Annotated in this window: 12 protein-coding genes; 7 read left to right on the top strand and 5 right to left on the bottom strand. The window is 40.8% G+C overall.

Annotated features, from left to right (window positions below):
* Window positions 1-43: 43 nt before the first annotated feature.
* Together CR194_RS09715 and CR194_RS09710 are read left to right on the top strand one after the other, a co-directional pair.
* Window positions 44-1,333, top strand: a complete 1,290-nt coding sequence (locus tag CR194_RS09715; protein ID WP_110609469.1) for a glycosyl hydrolase family 18 protein — start codon at window positions 44-46, stop codon at window positions 1,331-1,333.
* Window positions 1,334-1,535: 202 nt separating this feature from the next.
* Window positions 1,536-3,725 (top strand): poly(ethylene terephthalate) hydrolase family protein, encoded by a 2,190-nt coding sequence (locus CR194_RS09710; protein ID WP_158282226.1) that lies wholly within the window; start codon window positions 1,536-1,538, stop codon window positions 3,723-3,725.
* A 274-nt stretch (window positions 3,726-3,999) separates the two neighbouring features.
* On the opposite strand, the gene CR194_RS09705 is transcribed toward CR194_RS09710, so the two are convergent.
* Window positions 4,000-4,452: a hypothetical protein gene (locus CR194_RS09705; RefSeq protein WP_110609467.1), complete on the bottom strand. Its 453-nt coding sequence runs from the start codon at window positions 4,450-4,452 to the stop codon at window positions 4,000-4,002.
* Window positions 4,453-4,569: 117 nt separating this feature from the next.
* A complete protein-coding gene (locus CR194_RS09700; protein ID WP_110609466.1) occupies window positions 4,570-5,055 on the bottom strand; it encodes a DUF456 domain-containing protein in 486 nt (161 codons plus the stop codon).
* A 477-nt stretch (window positions 5,056-5,532) separates the two neighbouring features.
* On the opposite strand from CR194_RS09700, the gene gltB reads away from it, so the two are divergent.
* The gene (gene gltB / locus CR194_RS09695; protein ID WP_110609465.1) at window positions 5,533-10,128 is read left to right on the top strand and encodes a glutamate synthase large subunit; all 4,596 of its coding nucleotides are present in this window, start codon (window positions 5,533-5,535) and stop codon (window positions 10,126-10,128) included.
* Between the two features lie 19 nt (window positions 10,129-10,147).
* A complete protein-coding gene (locus tag CR194_RS09690) occupies window positions 10,148-11,635 on the top strand; it encodes a glutamate synthase subunit beta (RefSeq protein ID WP_110609464.1) in 1,488 nt (495 codons plus the stop codon).
* Between the two features lie 787 nt (window positions 11,636-12,422).
* Here CR194_RS09690 and CR194_RS09685 read toward each other — a convergent pair.
* A complete protein-coding gene (locus tag CR194_RS09685; RefSeq protein WP_110609463.1) occupies window positions 12,423-13,172 on the bottom strand; it encodes a sulfite exporter TauE/SafE family protein in 750 nt (249 codons plus the stop codon).
* A 648-nt stretch (window positions 13,173-13,820) separates the two neighbouring features.
* On the opposite strand from CR194_RS09685, the gene CR194_RS09680 reads away from it, so the two are divergent.
* The 3 genes from CR194_RS09680 (at window position 13,821) to CR194_RS09670 (ending at window position 16,803) form a co-directional block, all read left to right on the top strand.
* Window positions 13,821-15,332, top strand: a complete 1,512-nt coding sequence (locus tag CR194_RS09680) for a UDP-N-acetylmuramoyl-L-alanyl-D-glutamate--2,6-diaminopimelate ligase (protein WP_158282225.1) — start codon at window positions 13,821-13,823, stop codon at window positions 15,330-15,332.
* Window positions 15,333-15,661: 329 nt separating this feature from the next.
* A complete protein-coding gene (locus CR194_RS09675; RefSeq protein WP_233254344.1) occupies window positions 15,662-16,150 on the top strand; it encodes an AAA family ATPase in 489 nt (162 codons plus the stop codon).
* A gap of 125 nt (window positions 16,151-16,275) precedes the next feature.
* Window positions 16,276-16,803 (top strand): VanZ family protein, encoded by a 528-nt coding sequence (locus CR194_RS09670; protein ID WP_110609460.1) that lies wholly within the window; start codon window positions 16,276-16,278, stop codon window positions 16,801-16,803.
* Between the two features lie 192 nt (window positions 16,804-16,995).
* Here CR194_RS09670 and CR194_RS09665 read toward each other — a convergent pair whose 3' ends face one another.
* Window positions 16,996-17,826, bottom strand: coding sequence for a permease prefix domain 1-containing protein (locus CR194_RS09665; RefSeq protein ID WP_110609459.1), 831 nt, complete (start codon window positions 17,824-17,826; stop codon window positions 16,996-16,998).
* Window position 17,827: 1 nt separating this feature from the next.
* A complete protein-coding gene (locus CR194_RS09660; RefSeq protein ID WP_110609458.1) occupies window positions 17,828-18,163 on the bottom strand; it encodes a PadR family transcriptional regulator in 336 nt (111 codons plus the stop codon).
* Window positions 18,164-18,808: the final 645 nt, after the last annotated feature.

The raw sequence follows: 18,808 nt of genomic DNA, 5'->3' as shown, positions 1-18,808 counted from the left end.
TGAATATAGTGGAAGTGAAGGTTAAGAATTGGAGGTAGATAGGGTGGAAATCCATGTTGTTTCCCAAGGAGACTCGTTATGGACGATCGCACAAGCTTATCAGATCTCATACGAAGAGATTATGTCTGCTAATCAGATAACGGAAAACGAAGGACTAGTTGTTGGGCAAGCCATTGTTATTCCTATACCTGGACGGTTTCACTATTTACAAGCTGGTGAAAATATATGGCAGCTTAGTCAGAGATACCATGTTCCCCTAGAACAGATCATGAATATTAACCGGTTGAACGATTCTCCTTATGTTCCTGTAGGATCAAGGTTATTTATCCCAGACCTCACACGGCAAAGACCTTCTATTGATGTAGGCGCTTATGTGGATTTGCAAATTACAGGGGAGGATTCTCCTCAAGTAGTCGACCAAGTGGGCAACTACTTAACCTTTCTGCAAATCTTCAGCTACGAGCTTCAAGAGGATGGCACGCTAAAACCGCTCAATGACCAAGCGATTATCAATACAGCCTATGAGAATGAAATCGTTCCTTTAATGGTCATTACAAACATTGAAGAGGGGGGATTTAGTACTGAGCTTGTTACGACGGTTCTTAGTAGTGAAGAATTACAAAACACGTTATTAGATGAAGCGATTGCGATCATGGAGGAGAAAGGGTACTTAGGGCTGGATTTCGACCTAGAATATTTAGGGGCAGAAAATCGGGAGCGATACAATCAATTAATGACGAAAGCGAAAGAGCGACTTGATGAAAAAGGATTTTTCCTTTCTAGTGCGCTTGCTCCGATCGTTGAGCCTGGAATGATTGGCGTTTTATACGAAGGTCATGATTATGCCTTTCATGGTGAAGTGGCAGATTTCGTGTTTTTAATGACGTATGAATGGGGATGGACGGGAGGCCCTCCAAGAGCGGTAGCTCCTATTAATGAAGTTAGAAGGGTTGTGGAGTTCGCTGAGTCTGTTATGCCTGCTGATAAGATCATGCTAGGGATTCCACTCTACGGTTATGACTGGACTCTTCCCTATGTTGAAGGGGAATCGAGAGCTCGTGCTATTGACCACCAAGAAGCGATCCGGCTAGCCCGCACTTACAACGCAGCCATTGAATATGATGAAACGGCTCAATCTCCTTTCTTCACCTATTATGATGAGCAAGGTCGGCAGCACGAGGTGTGGTTTGAAGATGCAAGGAGCATTCAAGCGAAATTCGATCTTGTGAAAGAAAAGAATTTACGAGGCGTTTACTACTGGGTGCTGGGCTGGGATTTTCCGCAAAATTGGCTGTTACTTCAAGACAATTTCAATATTAATAAACGAATTTAACTCTCTTTTTCCTAAAGAGAGTTTTTTCACACACTTTTCATCGAAAAAGCACGGATATTCTTTGTCTATAAGGGGAACAGGTTTGGTATAATATAAGTTCTTCCAAAAGTTACAATAAAGAAAACCTTCATGCATAAATAACATGGATAGAAATGTGAGGAGATACGTTTAGATGGTCAGTTCGGGAAAGAGTATACATATAATGAAACAAACGTTTTTTTGGTTGAAAAACAGAGCGGTTCAAACGCCTGCATACGATTCGAAACTAAAGATGATTATTCTTTCTCTTTGGTTATTCACGGTCCTCTCTGTAATTATCGCAGGACTAGCAACACCCACCGGATTTGGTGCTCAAGTAGATTTACTTGTCTACATCGCGTTAAATACGATCTTATTTATCTTGTCTGCTGGAATCATCGGATTCGTCCTTTCAATGATTTATGTACCGTTGCCGAGAATGTTTATTGGAAGTCTCGCTTACTTTGTCTATATTAATCATTACATATTATCGGAAGCAAACCTCGGCACCGTTTTTTCTTGGATCGTCATTGGCGCTTATTTCTTGGTCGCGTTTTGCGTCGGGATCATTTTAACGGTCATCCGTACAAACCGCTTGTCACTGATGAATAAAGGGCTAGTATCACTAGTGCCTGCAGCAATCATTTTATTTATCTTGTTTTGGTCACCCACAATTGATCAACACGAGGTAGAACCGTCTTTTAGCGAAGATGATGGTGTCTCACCCTTAGCTGTTGAAAACCCTGCTGAAGAAGGGGACTATGAGGTGAAAACTTTTTCTTACGGAAATGGTTCAGACAATCACCGAAGCGAATTCAAGCATCCGGACGTGGTGTCAAACTCTGTGGATGCGTCAGAGTATACAAATGAATGGGAGCGATTCCGGAAGTTCTTCTGGGATTTTGATGAAACATCCTTTCCGTTAAATGGGCGAGTGTGGATGCCTGAAGGAGACGAGAGGTTCCCCGTTTTATTAATGGTTCACGGAAATCACCGAATGGAAAACTTTTCAGATGAGGGGTACGAATATTTAGGAGAATTGTTAGCAAGTCGAGGCTACATTGCCGTATCTGTCGATCAGAACTTCTTGAATTTCTCCAACTGGACGAAAACGCCTAATAATGACTATTTCCTTCGAGCTTGGATTTTACTACACCATTTAGTTCAAATTGATGAATTTAGCGAAAACTCTGATACACCTTTTTTCGAAAAAGTGGACATGCAGCGAGTCGCTGTCATGGGTCATTCTCGTGGCGGACAAGCTGCAGCGATGGTCGGTGACTATGAACGCTGGTTCTCTGAGGACGAAGGCTTAGCTAGAATGGACAATATCGACGTTCAAGCCGTCATAGGTGTGGCTCCGACGGATAATCAAGTAGATGACATGAGGGCGGAACTGCGAGACGTTTCTTATTTAACGATTCATGGAGCAAGAGATGGAGATGTTCACAACTATCATGGGGACCGTCAATACTCACGAACGTGGGTAGATGAAACAGATCACTTCAAAGCAGGAGTATACGTTGCCGAAGCCAATCACAGTCAATTTAATACAGACTGGGGCCACATGGACATGAGGCTCCCTGGTGGATTGTTCCTGAATCGCAGTCAAATGATGAGCGCTGAAGAACAGCAAGAAGTAGCTAAAGTCTATATATCAGCCTTTTTAGAAAGTACATTAGGCGGCAACGAGGAATATGTTCCCTTGTTTCGTGATATCCGTCATGGAAGCGAGTGGCTTCCAAACACTCAGTACGTGACAAGGTTTGAAAGTGACGCGTTTCATCCCCTCGTCGATTACAATTCAGCCAATGATAAAACAGAGCTGGACGACGGAATCCGAGCGGAAGGCCTTGGTTTTGACACATGGGAGATAGAATCTGCCGTCAACCGGGGGGGCAGTACGAAGCGAAAGCAAGGAATGGTGTTCGAGTGGGCCGAGAGTGGAAATTATTCCTTGTTTCTCCCTGAGGAGTACAGTCAGGAATTTTTAACAGCCTCTTACGACAGTTTCGTCCTGTCCATGGCCAATATGGAGAACGAAGAAGACGAGTTTCCAGATGTGCCAAATGTAGACGTGACATTCGAGACTACAGATGGTGAAAGTGCAACGGTACCACTGGAAAACTTTAGAGACGTAACGTCAGCGATTTATACTCAATTTACTAGAAATAAATATGCCGATGAGTTGATGAGAGAAGGAAAATATGAAAATGCTACAGAACCAGTGTTTCAAACATATGAAATTCCTCTCCACTATTTTGAAGAAATCAATCCTGATTTCCAAGTAGAGGAGTTGGAAAGAATTACTGTTTCCTTCTCCGGTGGGCCAGGCAGATTCATGGTCGACGACATCGGCTTCTTTGAGGAATAATGATAGCTACAGGAACAGTCAGCAGAACTTGCTGACTGTTTTTTTGGATTTTGGGATGGTGGGCATGACGTCATGCTACGCAGGTGCTACCAGCGCAGCACCTACCTAGCACCACCCGACGGATCAGGACGAAAACGCAAGAAATCAAGAGCTAAAAGGAGTGATATAAGCCTAACAATCGCCGCCCAATCCCACCTTAAACCCACCTCCACCAACATAAAAAAAGCACTACCAACGAACTAACGCTGGCAGCACTGCACTAACTTCATATGATCTAAATTTTCGAAAATCCCTCTTCATCAAGATAAGAAGTTGCTTCTTTATAGGTTGTGAACGTTCCGTCCAAGTCGTCGTCAGCGTAAACATTCCACATCTCATCTTCTTTGATTAACGTTAATGTTTGCGTGTTTTCGTTCATCCACAGTTCTTCACCATGATCTTCATCTTCACCTGGTGTCAAGGACAGGATCGCGTTTTGCAACACGTTACGAAGTGCTTTCTCCGTGAAATTGCGAATGTTGACCATGCCTTTTTCGTTTGTTTCGTAGCCAGTTAATTCTCCAGCATAAACAAATCCGTTGCCGTTTGGGTGTAGATGGTAGACGACGTTCTTTTTATCCGTGGAACTGTCGTTGAAGTGGAAGTTTACTCTACCTAATGAGACATCTTTTCTTTCTAATTCAGGGAAGGATTCAATTATCGTCAGTTTTTCTTCAAATGTTAACATGTTGCCTCCAAATATGGTTTTATTTTTTGCGATCCTTAATTATAACACATGTGAAAATCCGTGAGAAATACTTCGATGAAAAATGAAGATTTCTTTTGATCATTATATGAATCGCTTCTACAATAACCAAATATCAATAAGGAAAATAGCTATGAGCACAAACTGTATGAACCCTTTGGCGAAAGTGCTAGTCAGAAAACCGAGCAGCGTTCCTACAGCTACTTTCACAGATCGTTCAAACGATTGATTTTGCATCATTTCTACGAGCAAAACTAACGCGAAGGGGACTACGAAGATCCCAAGGGGAGGAATAATAAAACTTCCTACAATTAAACCGACAGTTGCTGCAGTCATTCCTTTTTTGGATGCCCCGTATTTTTTCACAAAATACATGCTGGCCACGTAGTCAGCGATGAATATGACAATAGTTAGGGCGAGAAAGGAGGTCCATGTCCACCAGGACAGCTCTCCCGTATCGATAAAGAAATAGTAGAGAGCAACGCCGCCCCACAATAACAAAACGGACGGTAAGATAGGATACAGAAGTCCAATAAAACTTAGGACAAATAAAAAGATAATAACTAGCCAAATGATTACATCCATGTGATTCACCTCTGATATATAGTTTAATTCATTAGTTGTTCCCTTTGGTAAAAAGAGTGGCTTGGTTCACTTTACGGATTTTACCGGAGCTTGACTCCCTTTCTTGCACCAGATCATCAATCCATTTGAGGGCACTCTCTTTTCGTGTCATCTTTGGAGCGTCAACTTTGTCAGACTGTGTCCTCAATACCTCCACCACTCTACCCTTTCCCAAAAATCATAGAATTAAAAAGCAAACGACCGTTAATATGAAGTGATGAGCAAATTTCCAATATTTATTAAAAAATTTGCACGAATTTAGCGAAATTTAGAGAAAATCCGAATAGCCCGCAACAAAAAAATAGAAATATTCATTTTTTCATGATACACTAGTCGAAATATTTAAAAATGCAGACAATTGCGAAGTTGGTACTTTTTCGCATCAATTTATAATGTCTTTGTCTGCATCATGAAATGATTTAAGGGAGGAACGTTGTCATGACACATCCAAGAAATCCATTACCGCAAGGGTTATATCACCCAGAGAATGAACACGAAGCATGCGGAATTGGAATGATCGCTCATATTGACGGTACAAAATCTCATGATATCGTTCAGAATGCGATTACGATTTTGTGTAATTTAGAGCATCGCGGGGGCCAATCGGCCGATGTAAGTACAGGAGATGGTGCTGGAATCTTAACTCAGATTCCCCATCGTTTTTTTGAGAAACAGTTTCACAAAGAAGATTTGGAACTACCACCTGAAGGCCAATATGGTCTTGGGATGATCTTCTTCCCACAAAGCCAGAAAAGTAAAAATGTCTGCCGCAGTATTTTCGAGAAAATCGTTGAAGAAGAAGGACAGTCCGTTTTAGGCTGGCGTAAAGTTCCAGTTAATGCCTCTTTCGTAGGTCAAGAAGCGAAAAAGACGAAGCCTTATATTAAACAGGTCGTCATTTTGCCATCTGAAAACATCAAAGACCAAGACGATTTTGAACGAAGATTATATATCATCCGTAAGCGAACAGAAATTGAGATAGCGAAGACAACTGAACACAATGATTTTTATATAAGCAGTCTTTCAACGAGAACGATCGTATACAAAGGTATGTTAATTCCTGAACAACTGGACTCCTTTTATATAGATTTAAATCACCCAGATTTCAAATCTGCCGTCGCTTTTGTTCACTCTAGATTTAGTACGAATACCTTTCCTAGTTGGAAGCGATCGCACCCGAACAGGTACACGATCCATAATGGGGAATTTAACACGATTCGTGGAAACGCCAACTGGATGAAGGCTCGAGAGAAATTGTGTGCATCAGCGAACTTCAGTGAAGAAGATTTAGAGAAAATACTTCCTGTTATTGATAAAAACGGAAGTGACTCTTCCATGTTCGATAATGCCTTTGAATTCTTACATTTATCAGGGCGATCCTTAGCTCACACAGCGATGATGATGATTCCTGAACCTTGGGCAAACGACGACACGATTCACCCAGATAAGCGAGATTTTTACGAGTATCATAGTACGCTCATGGAGCCGTGGGATGGTCCAGCGGCTGTTGCCTTTACTGATGGGCGACAAATTGGTGCCTGTCTTGATAGAAATGGATTAAGACCTGCGCGCTACTATGTGACGAAAGATGGCATGATTGTACTAGGCTCAGAAGTAGGCGCCTTGGATATCTTCTCAGATGACATTTTATATAAAGATCGTTTAAAGCCAGGAAAAATGCTTCTTGTAGATTTGGAAAAAGGAAAAATCATTCCAGACGAAGAGATTAAATTGCAAATCGCCAATGAACATCCATACGGTGAATGGTTACAAGAAAATATGATTCACTTAGATGAATTACCTAAATCCAAGGAAACTAAACAAATCAAAGAGAAACAAGACCTTGTGAATCACCAGCTAGCCTTTGGTTACACCTCGGAAGAAATGAACAAGATCATTATTCCCCTCGTAACTGGAGGAAAGGACCCTGTAGGATCAATGGGTTACGATTCACCTTTAGCTGTCTTATCTAAAAAACCACAGCTTTTATATAACTATTTCAAGCAATTGTTTGCTCAAGTGACGAACCCCCCAATTGATGCGATCCGCGAAGAACTGATTACGCAAGTGGGAACAACCATCGGTGCTGAAGGAAGCCTTGTAAATCCTACAGCAGAGAGCTGCAAACATATTTGGCTTGATCGACCTGTTTTACGAAACGATCAACTTGAAACGTTACGCAATCAAGATATGGACGGTTTCAAGGCGAGTACTATATCGAGTCTTTTTGCTGTAAAGAATCAGCCAGGCGAAATGGAAAAAGCGCTAGAGCGTATTTTTGCTGAAGCGGATGAAAAAATGAAGGAAGGTTCAACCCTTCTCATTCTTTCTGATCGAGGCATCGACGAAAATCATGCAGCCATTCCTTCACTTCTCGCTGTTTCCGGTCTCCATCACCACTTGATTCGTCAAGGCGTCAGGACGAAAGTGAGCATCTTGCTTGAGTCAGGAGAATCTAGAGAAGTTCATCACTTTGCTACTTTATTAGGTTATGGGGCTGAGGCGATCAACCCTTACTTGGCATTTGATACGATTGATCACTTGATGGACATCGGTGAATTAAAGGCCGAATCATTGGATGAAGCTGTCAATCAGTACATTAAATCTGCCACAGACGGCGTGATCAAAGTTTTATCTAAAATGGGTATTTCAACGATCCAAAGTTACCGCGGAGCGCAAATTTTTGAAGCTGTAGGGGTTCATCCGGAAGTGATTGATAAATACTTTACAAGAACATCTTCCAGACTTGGCGGAATTAAATTAGATATGATCGAAAAGGAAACACTGATGCGTCATGAGATGGCCTTTGGCGATGATCGTGGAGCGCAAAAAGCACTGGAGACAGGTGATGAGTTCCAGTTCAGACAAAATGGTGAAGATCATCAGTACAATCCTGAAACGATTCATCTCTTGCAATACGCTTGTCGTACAAACAATTACAAGGAATTTAAAAAATATTCCAAGTTACTGACCGATGAGAAAAACAACTTGCAATCTCTTCGAGGTCTGTTGAAATTTAAAGAGCGAGAGCCCATCTCCATTGATGAAGTAGAGTCTGTCGAAGAGATCTGTAAACGATTTAAAACGGGAGCTATGTCATACGGGGCGATCAGTCAAGAAGCCCATGAAGCCTTGGCTATTGCGATGAATCGAATAGGCGCAAGCAGTAACAGCGGTGAAGGTGGAGAAGACATCGATCGCTTCACTCCTGATGAAAATGGTGACCTACGAAGAAGCTCAATTAAACAAGTAGCTTCTGGACGTTTCGGTGTCAACAGTCACTATTTAGTCAATGCAGACGAAATTCAAATTAAGATTGCTCAGGGCGCTAAGCCAGGGGAAGGTGGACACCTTCCAGGGAAGAAAGTGTATCCGTGGATCGCTGAAGTTCGTGGTTCAACAACTGGCGTGGAATTAATTTCACCACCGCCGCATCACGATATTTATTCGATTGAGGATTTAGCGGAATTAATTCATAACTTGAAAAATGCCAATCCGAAAGCCCGCATCAGTGTGAAACTCGTTTCTGCTGTTGGTGTGGGTACGATTGCAGCAGGTGTGGCAAAAGGTCGAGCTGATCTTGTCTTAATTAGTGGATATGACGGCGGAACAGGAGCAGCACCAAGAACAAGTTTGAAGCACACGGGCTTACCGTGGGAAATCGGTTTAGCTGAAACGCATCAAACGTTACTATTAAATCATCTAAGGGATCGCATCGTCGTTGAAACAGACGGGAAGATGATGACAGGTCGAGATGTGATTGTAGCCACGTTATTAGGTGCAGAAGAGTATGGTTTCTCTACTGCCCCATTAGTCGTATTAGGCTGTGTCATGATGCGAGTCTGTCATTTAGACACTTGTCCAGTAGGTGTGGCAACGCAGAACCCTGAATTAAGAAAGAAATTTCCAGGAAAAGCCGATCATGTTGAGAATTTCATGTTATTCATTGCTCAAGAAGTTCGAGAGTTAATGGCTGAACTAGGATTTAGAACATTGACTGAAATGGTCGGTCGAACGGATGTATTGGAAACAAACGAAGCGGTCGATCATTGGAAAGCTAAAGGTGTTGATCTATCCGCCCTTCTTCATAAGCCTGACGTACCTGCACGCATCACACGTTATGCATCGAAGAAACAAGATCACGGCTTGGATGAGTCCCTTGATATGGAAGAATTGATTCCACTTTGTGAAGATGCTCTTGAGTCTCAAATTCCAGTGAAGAGGACGTTGTCGATCCGTAACATTAACCGAGTGGTTGGAACGATCCTTGGTAGTGAAGTAACGAGACGCTACGGATTAGAAGGTCTACCTGAAGATACGATCCGCTTAACATTCAAAGGCTCTGCAGGTCAAAGCTTTGGCGCATTTATTCCTAAAGGGATGTCATTAAAACTCGTTGGAGACGGTAACGACTATGTTGGTAAAGGTCTCTCTGGAGGAAAAATCATGGTACGCCCTTCAAGGAAGCGCTCGTACAAACCAGAAGAAAACATTATCGTCGGTAACGTATGTTTTTACGGTGCTTCAGGCGGTGAAGCGTATATTAATGGGATCGCCGGTGAACGATTCTGTGTTCGAAACAGTGGCGCGAACGTCATCGTTGAAGGCGTTGGAGACCACGGTTGTGAATACATGACCGGTGGAAAGGTTATTGTCCTTGGTTCAACAGGCAGAAACTTCGCTGCTGGAATGTCAGGTGGCGTCGCCTATGTTCTTCACGAATCAGACGAACCGTTTGAGAAGAAATGCAATCAGGAATTAGTCCATCTAGAGTCACTGGAAGATCAGGATGAAATTGACGAAGTTTATGAAATGATTAAAAAGCATATTGAGCATACGTATAGCGACAATGCGACACGTATATTGAAAAATTGGAAAGAACTATTGCCTAAATTTGTGAAAGTCATTCCGAAAGACTATCGCAAAATTGAAAACCGGATCCAACAATTGTTAGGTGAAGGCAAAGAGCAATTCGAAGCGGAAATGACCGCCTTTGAAGAAAGCAAAATAAGCGCAGAAGCGTTGAAACAATAAAGATAGGAGGGTGTCTACCATGGGAAAAGCGACTGGATTTATGGAGTATGATCGTCAGTCTCAACACGAACGAAACCCTTCTGAACGAACGAAGGATTGGGAAGATTACACAAAGCCTTTAACAGAAGAGGAAGTGAAACAGCAAGGGGCTCGCTGCATGGACTGCGGCGTACCGACTTGCCACACGGGAATGGAGATTAATGGTGCTACGACCGGTTGTCCGGTCTACCACCTTATTCCTGAATGGAATGATATGGTCTACAGAGGTCAGTGGAAAGAAGCATTGAGGAAAGAACACGAAATGAATAATTTCCCTGAATTCACTGGGATGGCTTGTCCAGCTCCATGTGAAGGGGCATGTGTCCTTGGTATCAATGAGCCACCAGTGGCCATTCGTACGGTGGAGCGTTCCATCATAGAAAAGGGATTTGAAGAAGGATGGGTCGTTCCTGAACCTCCTAAAACGCGAACAGGCAAAAAAGTCGCCGTCGTCGGTTCTGGACCCGCGGGTCTTGCGGCTGCCGCGCAATTGAATAAAGCGGGTCACACGGTTACTGTCTATGAACGCCACGACCGAATTGGTGGTCTGTTAACTTACGGGATTCCAGAAATGAAACTTCCTTACGAAGTGGTGCAACGTCGTGTGGATATTTTGGAGCAAGAAGGAATCGAGTTCGTAACGAATACGGAAGTAGGGAAAGACCTGCCAGCTTCTGAACTGGATGAAAACTTTGACGCTACCATCCTCTGCGGAGGAGCGACGGTTCACCGTAACATTCCAGCTGATGGACGTGAGTTGAAAGGGATCCATTACGCAATGGACTTCTTACACTCAAATACAAAAAGTTTGTTAGATTCCAACCACGAAGATGGAAACTACCTTTCCGCTCAAGATAAAGACGTGATTGTTATTGGTGGTGGAGATACAGGTACAGATTGTCTTTCAACGTCGTTACGTCATGGTTGCAAAAGTTTAACGCAGTTTGATATTTACACGAAAAAAGGCACAGAGCGTGATGATAATAATAACCCTTGGCCACAATGGCCAGTCATTCACCGCATTGAATATGGTCAAAAAGAAGCAGAAGCCGTATTCGGAGAAGACCCACGGGCTTATGCAGTGATGACAACGAAGTTCGTTGGAGACGACAATGGACACGTGAAAGAAGTTCACACCATCGATGTGGAAACGACGATTGGTGAAGGCGGACAACGAATCCGTAAAGAAATTCCAGGCTCAGAAAAAGTATGGCCAGCGGATCTTGTCTTACTAGCCATCGGATTTGCAGGGCCAGAACAAGGTCTTATTGAAGATCTTGGTGTGGAAACAGAAGAAAGAACAACGGTTAAAGCCGACTTTGAAAAGTACACGACGAATGTAGAAGGCGTCTTTGCCGCTGGAGACATGAGACGTGGACAAAGCTTGATTGTCTGGGCCATCAATGAAGGTCGCGGTGCAGCAAGAGAATGCGATCGCTTCTTAATGGGCACAACAAAATTACCATAAAAGAATTTTTAAGAGAGGCAGTTGCTAGTTTTAGCAGCTGTCTTTTTTTGTTGTTGGTGGGGGCGCGTTGACGAGATGTTGGCGACGTTCAGAGGGAGCGTCATCAAGCGAACGTAGTTAACCTGGGAGATTAGCGACGTTCAGAGGGAGCGTCATCAAGTGAACGTAGCTAACTTGGGAGATTAGCGACGTTCAGAGGGAGCGTCATCAAGTGAACGTAGCTAACTTGGGAGATTGGCGACGTTCAGAGGAAGCGTCATCAAGCGAACGTAGTAAACTTGGGAGATTGGCGACGTTCAGAGATTGCGTCATCAAGTGAACGTAGCTAACTTGGGAGATTGGCGACGTTCAGAGGGAGCCTTATCAAGCGAACGAAGTTAACCTGGGAGATTAGCGACGTTCAGAGGGAGCGTCATCAAGCGAACGTAGCTAACTTAGGAGATTAGCGACGTTCAGAGGGAGTGTCATCAGCGAACGAAGTTAACCTGGGAGATTAGCGACGTTCAGAGGGAGCGTCATCAAGCGAACGTAGCTAACTTGGGAGATTAGCGACGTTCAGAGATTGCGTCATCAAGTGAACGTAGCTAACTTGGGAGATTGGCGACGTTCAGAGGGAGCCTCATCAAGCGAACGTAGCTAACTTAGGAGATTAGCGACGTTCAGAGATTGCGTCATCAAGTGAACGTAGCAAAAGAGCTAGCGAGGCTTCAAAATAAAAGTCATGATGCTTATTGTTGCCCCAAAAATAGCCTGGGACAAGTGTCTCAGGCTGAGTAATTGGATTTTCCTAACCCATCAGTAACTTCAACCCGCCAAGAAAGGAGAAAAAGAGGATAATCACGTTAAATTGCTTCTGAGGGATGAGCGGTAAGAATTTTATGCCAAGATAAGTTCCTATTAAAATCACCGGAATCAGCCAAGCATTGAAAACTAGGCTGTCTAACGTAATCAAACCTAAACCACCGAATAGAGGGACTTTTATTACATTTACAGCCAAGAAGAACCATGCGCCTGTACCGATAAAATCTTTTTTAGGTAAAGCGATCGCTATTAAAAAGATGGCCATGATTGGACCGGCAGCATTCCCGACCATTGTTGTGAAGCCCGCGAGCGTCCCCATGACAATGAGGAAGCTTTTTGAGTGAGGGAGGGATTTTATCCATGAAGCACCTGATTTTTCTTTGAAAACTTGCAGAAAAATCATGGTTAAAATGATCAAGCCCAAAATCACTTCAACAGGTCTGCTTGCTGTCATAAAAAACAATAGTAGAAACCCTAGCACTAACCCACCTAGGACCCATGGAACCAGTGAGAACAATGTTTTCCAATTGACGCTTCTGCGGTAATAAATGACTGCAACAATATCTGCGATAATTAACATTGGTAGAACAAGACCGATCGATTCTCGAGCTGGAAAAATAGAAGCCATAATGGCAACAACTAAAATTCCAAGGGTCGGTAACCCGGTTTTTGAAATGCCGATCAACAACGCAGTAATGATGACAAGTACGATTTGTAACGCTTCTAATTCACCCATAATGTATGATCCCTCTCCGACATTTTATAATTTATTTACCCATCAACAAAAGGTGTGAAGACAATCTATTGATGAAAGTTTCCCTTCACTAAAGAAGATCTTTCCACCTTGAATTTTAGCACACGAAGGTGAAGATGGGTTAAATATCGCTGATCAAGAGACGAGTACGTCTTTAAAGGGTCAAGCGTAAACTAAATGGCACGATAAGTTTGAAAACGGACTATCAAAGTACAGCCTAGAGCACGGGCTGTGCTTTTTACGTGCTTTGTAATTGTCATAAATAAATTGAAAATCCACCTCTCTCCTAATTTGTCGCGCTTGTTTTTTATGTTGCGCTGCGCCCTAGATTTGTTGTGCTTTCTTGATTTTATGTTACGGTTCGCACCGGATTTGTTGCGCTGTCTCACTTTAATGCGGTATCATAAGTATGAGCTTATTTCGACATAAACTGAGCCGCGATGACAACTGTGGATAAAAGATGTAGCATAACTGAATTCAGCAAACTGTTGAAACGATTGAAGAACGAAAAAGGGTTATGCTGGGATCTATATGTTGAAATCATAGCTCTTTTTACCTAATAATGGGAGGTTACTGATTTCCTTAATTGGGTACTATAGTATAAAAATGACTTATGATTGGAGTCCCAACATGAACCTTCCTCACGTTTTAAAAGATCAATTGCTGTCTACCATTGGACCAGCTCCAAAAGAGGTTACTCACATAAATTATGACTCTAGAAAAATAACGAATAATGGTTGTTTTGTTTGCATAAAAGGAGACAATACAGATGGTCATCTCTTCATAGAGAAAGCAGTGTTTCAAGGAGCAGTGCAGATTATCGGGGACAACCAGGAAGTAATGATAGAGAATGCAAAGCGGTATTCTGACGTTCAATTTATTCTTGTCAGAGAACCTAAGAAAGCGCTTGCTCTTTATTCCTCTTATCTACAAAGTCATGCTCATAAACAGATGTCTTTAATTGGGGTCACGGGTACATTTGGCAAAACAACGATTACGGCTTATATTCGGAACTTGTTAAATGGTGCAGGAATTAAAACGGGGTCCATAGGTACCGCTGGTGTATGGGATCATAAAAGTTCCCTATCTCTCCATAGAAGCACACCTACAACACCAGAATCGTCCGACCTGCACGCCCATTTAAAGCGAATGAGAAATAGGGATATTTCTTGTGTAGTTATGGAAGCAACATCCATAGGTCTTGATCAAGAAAGGTTATTTGGGCTTCATTTTGACATTGCTGTACATTCAAATCTTCATCCAGAGCACCTTGACTATCACGGAACATTTGAGCAGTATAAGCAAGCGAAATTAAGACTATTTGAACAAGCAAATGTGGCAGTAGTAAATATTGATGATGAAGGTATGAGTAAGGATATCCTTTCTACGTTTAAAGGGGAACTTTGGACATACGGCATTCATCATAATGCTACCGTGCAAGCAGAAAATCTGAAAGCTACGCAGAACGGTAGCTCCTTTGATTTGCTTATTAAAGATGAGAAGCATCATATTTTTATACCCGTACTTGGTACACACAACATTTATAATTTCCTGGCTAGTCTTTGTGTATGTCTTGCAAAAGGCTTCACGATCCAAGAGATTTCTCCTCTGTTTCATAAACTTGAGGGCCCTCCAGGGAGACTTCAACTCATTCCTGAGTTCCCTGATCGAAAAATGATTTTTGATTTTTCTCACACTCCAGTGGCGCTAGAAAACTTACTTAAAACAATCAAGCCCATTCCTTACAAACGACTAATTATCATGATTACTGGAATTGGCATTAGAGAAAAATCTCTTCGGGCACCTATAGCGAAAGCGGTGGAGGGGAGAGCAGATGAGATTATTGTAACAGCCGACCATCCAGGCGATGAAGATCCAGTGGTTGTCGTTAACGATGTTATAGCTGGGTTTGAGACTACAACAAAAAATGTTCATCCCGTGCCAAATCGTGGGGAAGCCATTAAGAAAGCAATGGGACTCGCTAAAGAGGGAGACCTGATATTAATAACCGGTCTATGTATGGAAGAATTCCAAATTATTAAAGGAAAGAAAGTCCCTTATCATGATTATGATCATGTTAAAGAATTTTTGCACAGTAGCAAGCCTCAAGAATATCTTCGAGAGGTATCTGTTTATAAGTGAGCAGAGCATTACTTGAGAAAAAAAGTTGGAACTAAATAAATCGCGAACAAATAGCAAAGAGTAACATAGTCTGAATCTTCGTAACTGGTTTACTTCAGAGGTGCATACAAGCCATTATTAATAAACACATGCGATTTCACAATTGAAATCACATGTGTTTTTTACCGTATGAAATCAAATGTTATTAAATTTTTCTTCTGGATATTTATGTTAAAATTAACGGGAGGGAATTACAGACTATGTGAAGAAATGCACTTAAACTATTGGGGAGTTTTGTTTAAGTACATGATAAACTAAAGAAATTTTAAGTCTTTTTTATAAGATTGGAGATGATTATTATCGCGACACTTCATTTAATGGTTGGTCTTCCATGTAGTGGTAAAACTACACTTGCTCGTAAACTTGAAAAGAAACATTCGGCTCTTCGTCTTACTCCTGATGAATGGCACCTCCGTTTATTTGGGAACGATTTTGGGGAGAACATGACGGAATCAGACGAAGCAATGCACGATGCTAGACATGATGCAGTGGAAACTCTAATGTGGGACGTTGCAGCTAGGGTTTTAGTTCTTGGCAATGATGTTATTCTAGATTTTGGATGTTGGGGCCGGAGTCAACGAGACGAGTTTCGTTTTCGAGCCAAGGAACTAGGAGCTGATTTTAAAATTCATTTTGTTGATATATCAGAAGAGGTGTTGTTTAAACGTCTAGAGACTAGAAATATTCAAAAACCAGATGGGACTTTTTTTATACCGAAAGCTAAACTAAAAGAGTGGGTTCAAATCTTTGAACCACCTTCATCAGAGGAACTTGAATAGTCCGATGCTTAACTAACGGGGAGCAATAGTTGAACAAGCTGTACCCGTTGATGCATCGCTAAAGGGGAAACCAGTATCGAAAGAACTATTATATATACTCTTAATTATTCTAAGGAGATTTTCATTTGATAGACCAACAGTTATTTCACACGTATGCAACTATATTTCTTATTCTATATGTCATCTTCGACCAAATTCGTAACAGAAAGAAAGAACGTTCGTTATTCAAGAGGTTTGTATTTTATAGCTTTATTTATTACATGATTCATGTTATTAAATTGACGCTGTTTCCAATTATGTTTACACCATATACAGTTTCAGTTCAATTAGTTCCGTTTTACTTTATTATTGATTCCTTTAATAGTGGTTACCTGCCAAGAGCATACTTAGAAAATTTAATATTACTTTTGCCTTTAGGATTGTATTTACCGCTATTATATCAACGTTTGCGGAATCTAAAATGTACGATTTTTGTAGCATTTTTTACAAGCAGCTCGATAGAAATTATACAATTAATTACGGGGTTAACTATCGGATCACATAGAGTTTTTAATGTAGATGACATTATGTTAAATACGTCTGGAGCTATAGTAGGCTATTATATCTTTAATATAGTGATGGTTATTTTCGGGAAGTCCGCCTCGCGTGTATAATTATCCTCTGTCTTGAAGATTTCAGATGTTCCTAATAGACCACCGAACCTATCAACCCTCGTTATACAAGATTTTAAGCCTTTTTAACTCCACAAAAAAAAGCAGGTGTCCCAACTTTTCTTACTGAATTTGGGACACCCCTTAAAAGACCGTAGACCCGTTGATGTGATTGTATTTCTATCATAAAATCACCTATGAAGGTTCTCTTGAATTTTTGTCCCATTGTAGGTAGAGAACGTACCCAACCACGTTTAAAGTTACAACTAATATGACCCATCCAACCTTTAAATGATTTCGTTGGTAAAGGGTAATGATTCCCCAAATGTTGAATAAAATCCAGTAAATGACCATACCGACTAATACGACCATATTTGATAAAGGGGAATTTTTAATAATTTCATTTTCAATATGTGAATTTCCGGCAGACTCGGTTGTCGTTCCAATCTCCATGAACAGGGTCTTCTCTAATAATTCTTTATTTTCGTAATGATAAACTGGAGCATTATGTTCTACATGTGCCTCAACTAGATCATGATCGAATGACTCAACCTCTAAATCACTGATATAATAGTACTTGTACGCCGTGGTGTATTGAGTCTCAGCTAGCATTGAATCTAGCACTTCCTTTTGGTCGTCCGTGATCGTTTCTTGATCATCTAATATAGACAAGACCTCTGCGTGAATTTCGCCATCTTCCTCAATTGCTTTATTGCCAGCCAATGCAATCACTTCACCCAAAACGATTGATAATAGTAGCATAGCTACTCCGACAATCAGAACTATTTTTGAAAATAATTTTTGGGTGTTGAAAATCTCTCCTATGACAGACCCTTTTACTTTTTCCCCTCCAAACCTCTCTATAGCCATCTGTACGGCTTGTTTTTCTGATTTCCCTTCACTTTTTAATTCTTCCGCACATTCAATTAAATGATTTCTCATTTCCTCTTTTAATTCTTCAATCTCTTCTTTATCGCCCGAAACATGTTTATAGATAAAATTGACGTATTCATCTATTCTTTTCATCCTATTTTCTCCCTTCCAAAAAAGAGTCTATTAATTCTTTTAAATAGATCCATTCAACTTGCATATGGTTATATTTTTCTTTTCCATCATCTGTGATTTTATAGTATTTTCTTCTCCCACCGGGTCCTTTGTCTGCTCCCCAGTAGGATTCAATAAATTTATTTTTTTCTAGTCTTTTTAATGAAAGATACAGTGTCCCTTCTTTAATATCGAAGTTATGATGGCCTGTTTCTCTTATTAATTTGGCTATTTGATAGCCATATAAATCGTTGTTATGAAGCAGAGAAATAATAATTAAATCTATATGTCCCTTCAGAACTTCTTTGTTAATATCCAAATTTTTCCCTCCCTTTCAATTAGTATAAAATTGAAATACCTAATAATGCAAGGTATATACTAAAAAATATTATCCAAGAATGAAAATTTCGTAGATAGTCCTGTTTTATTTTTAGAATTGCCTGTATCGGGAAAAATCACAAGTTTCCTATAAAACGTCTATTATTACAAGTGCTTGTTCAACAAACTTGTTCAAACAAAAAATGGTCTTTTTATATCCAATTAAAAGGAAATAAATGTTAAGATATCTTAAAAGATAATTGTTCTTCAAGTATTGGAGTATAGTGCAATAACTGTTCTCATCAGCTATAGAGAAAATCATTCAAAGGACATACTTATAACGCTAGATTAAATTAAAGATTATGAATAAATGCAGAGGTACAGTTAAATTGTGAAAGAATTCACTTAAACTAACGGGTGCTTTCGTTGAAGAAGCAATAGATACTGTTATGAAGCTAACTGTGGATTTTAGCACTAGGAGTTAAACTTTCTGCCTATAAAATCTACTCTTCTTTTTATTAAACTTTGATGGGTCAAGTATGAATAAGGATAAACGTGAAGTTTGTTAAAGTGAAGGTATTATAATCTGATTTAATTGAACAGATAAGGAATATAAAATAGATTAATTTTGTAATGTTTGAGGTGG

This window comes from Salipaludibacillus keqinensis (assembly GCF_003226325.1).
Taxonomy (GTDB): domain Bacteria; phylum Bacillota; class Bacilli; order Bacillales; family Salisediminibacteriaceae; genus Salipaludibacillus; species Salipaludibacillus keqinensis.
Note: the sequence above shows the minus strand (reverse complement) of the source record. Positions and strands in the feature narration are given on the sequence as shown.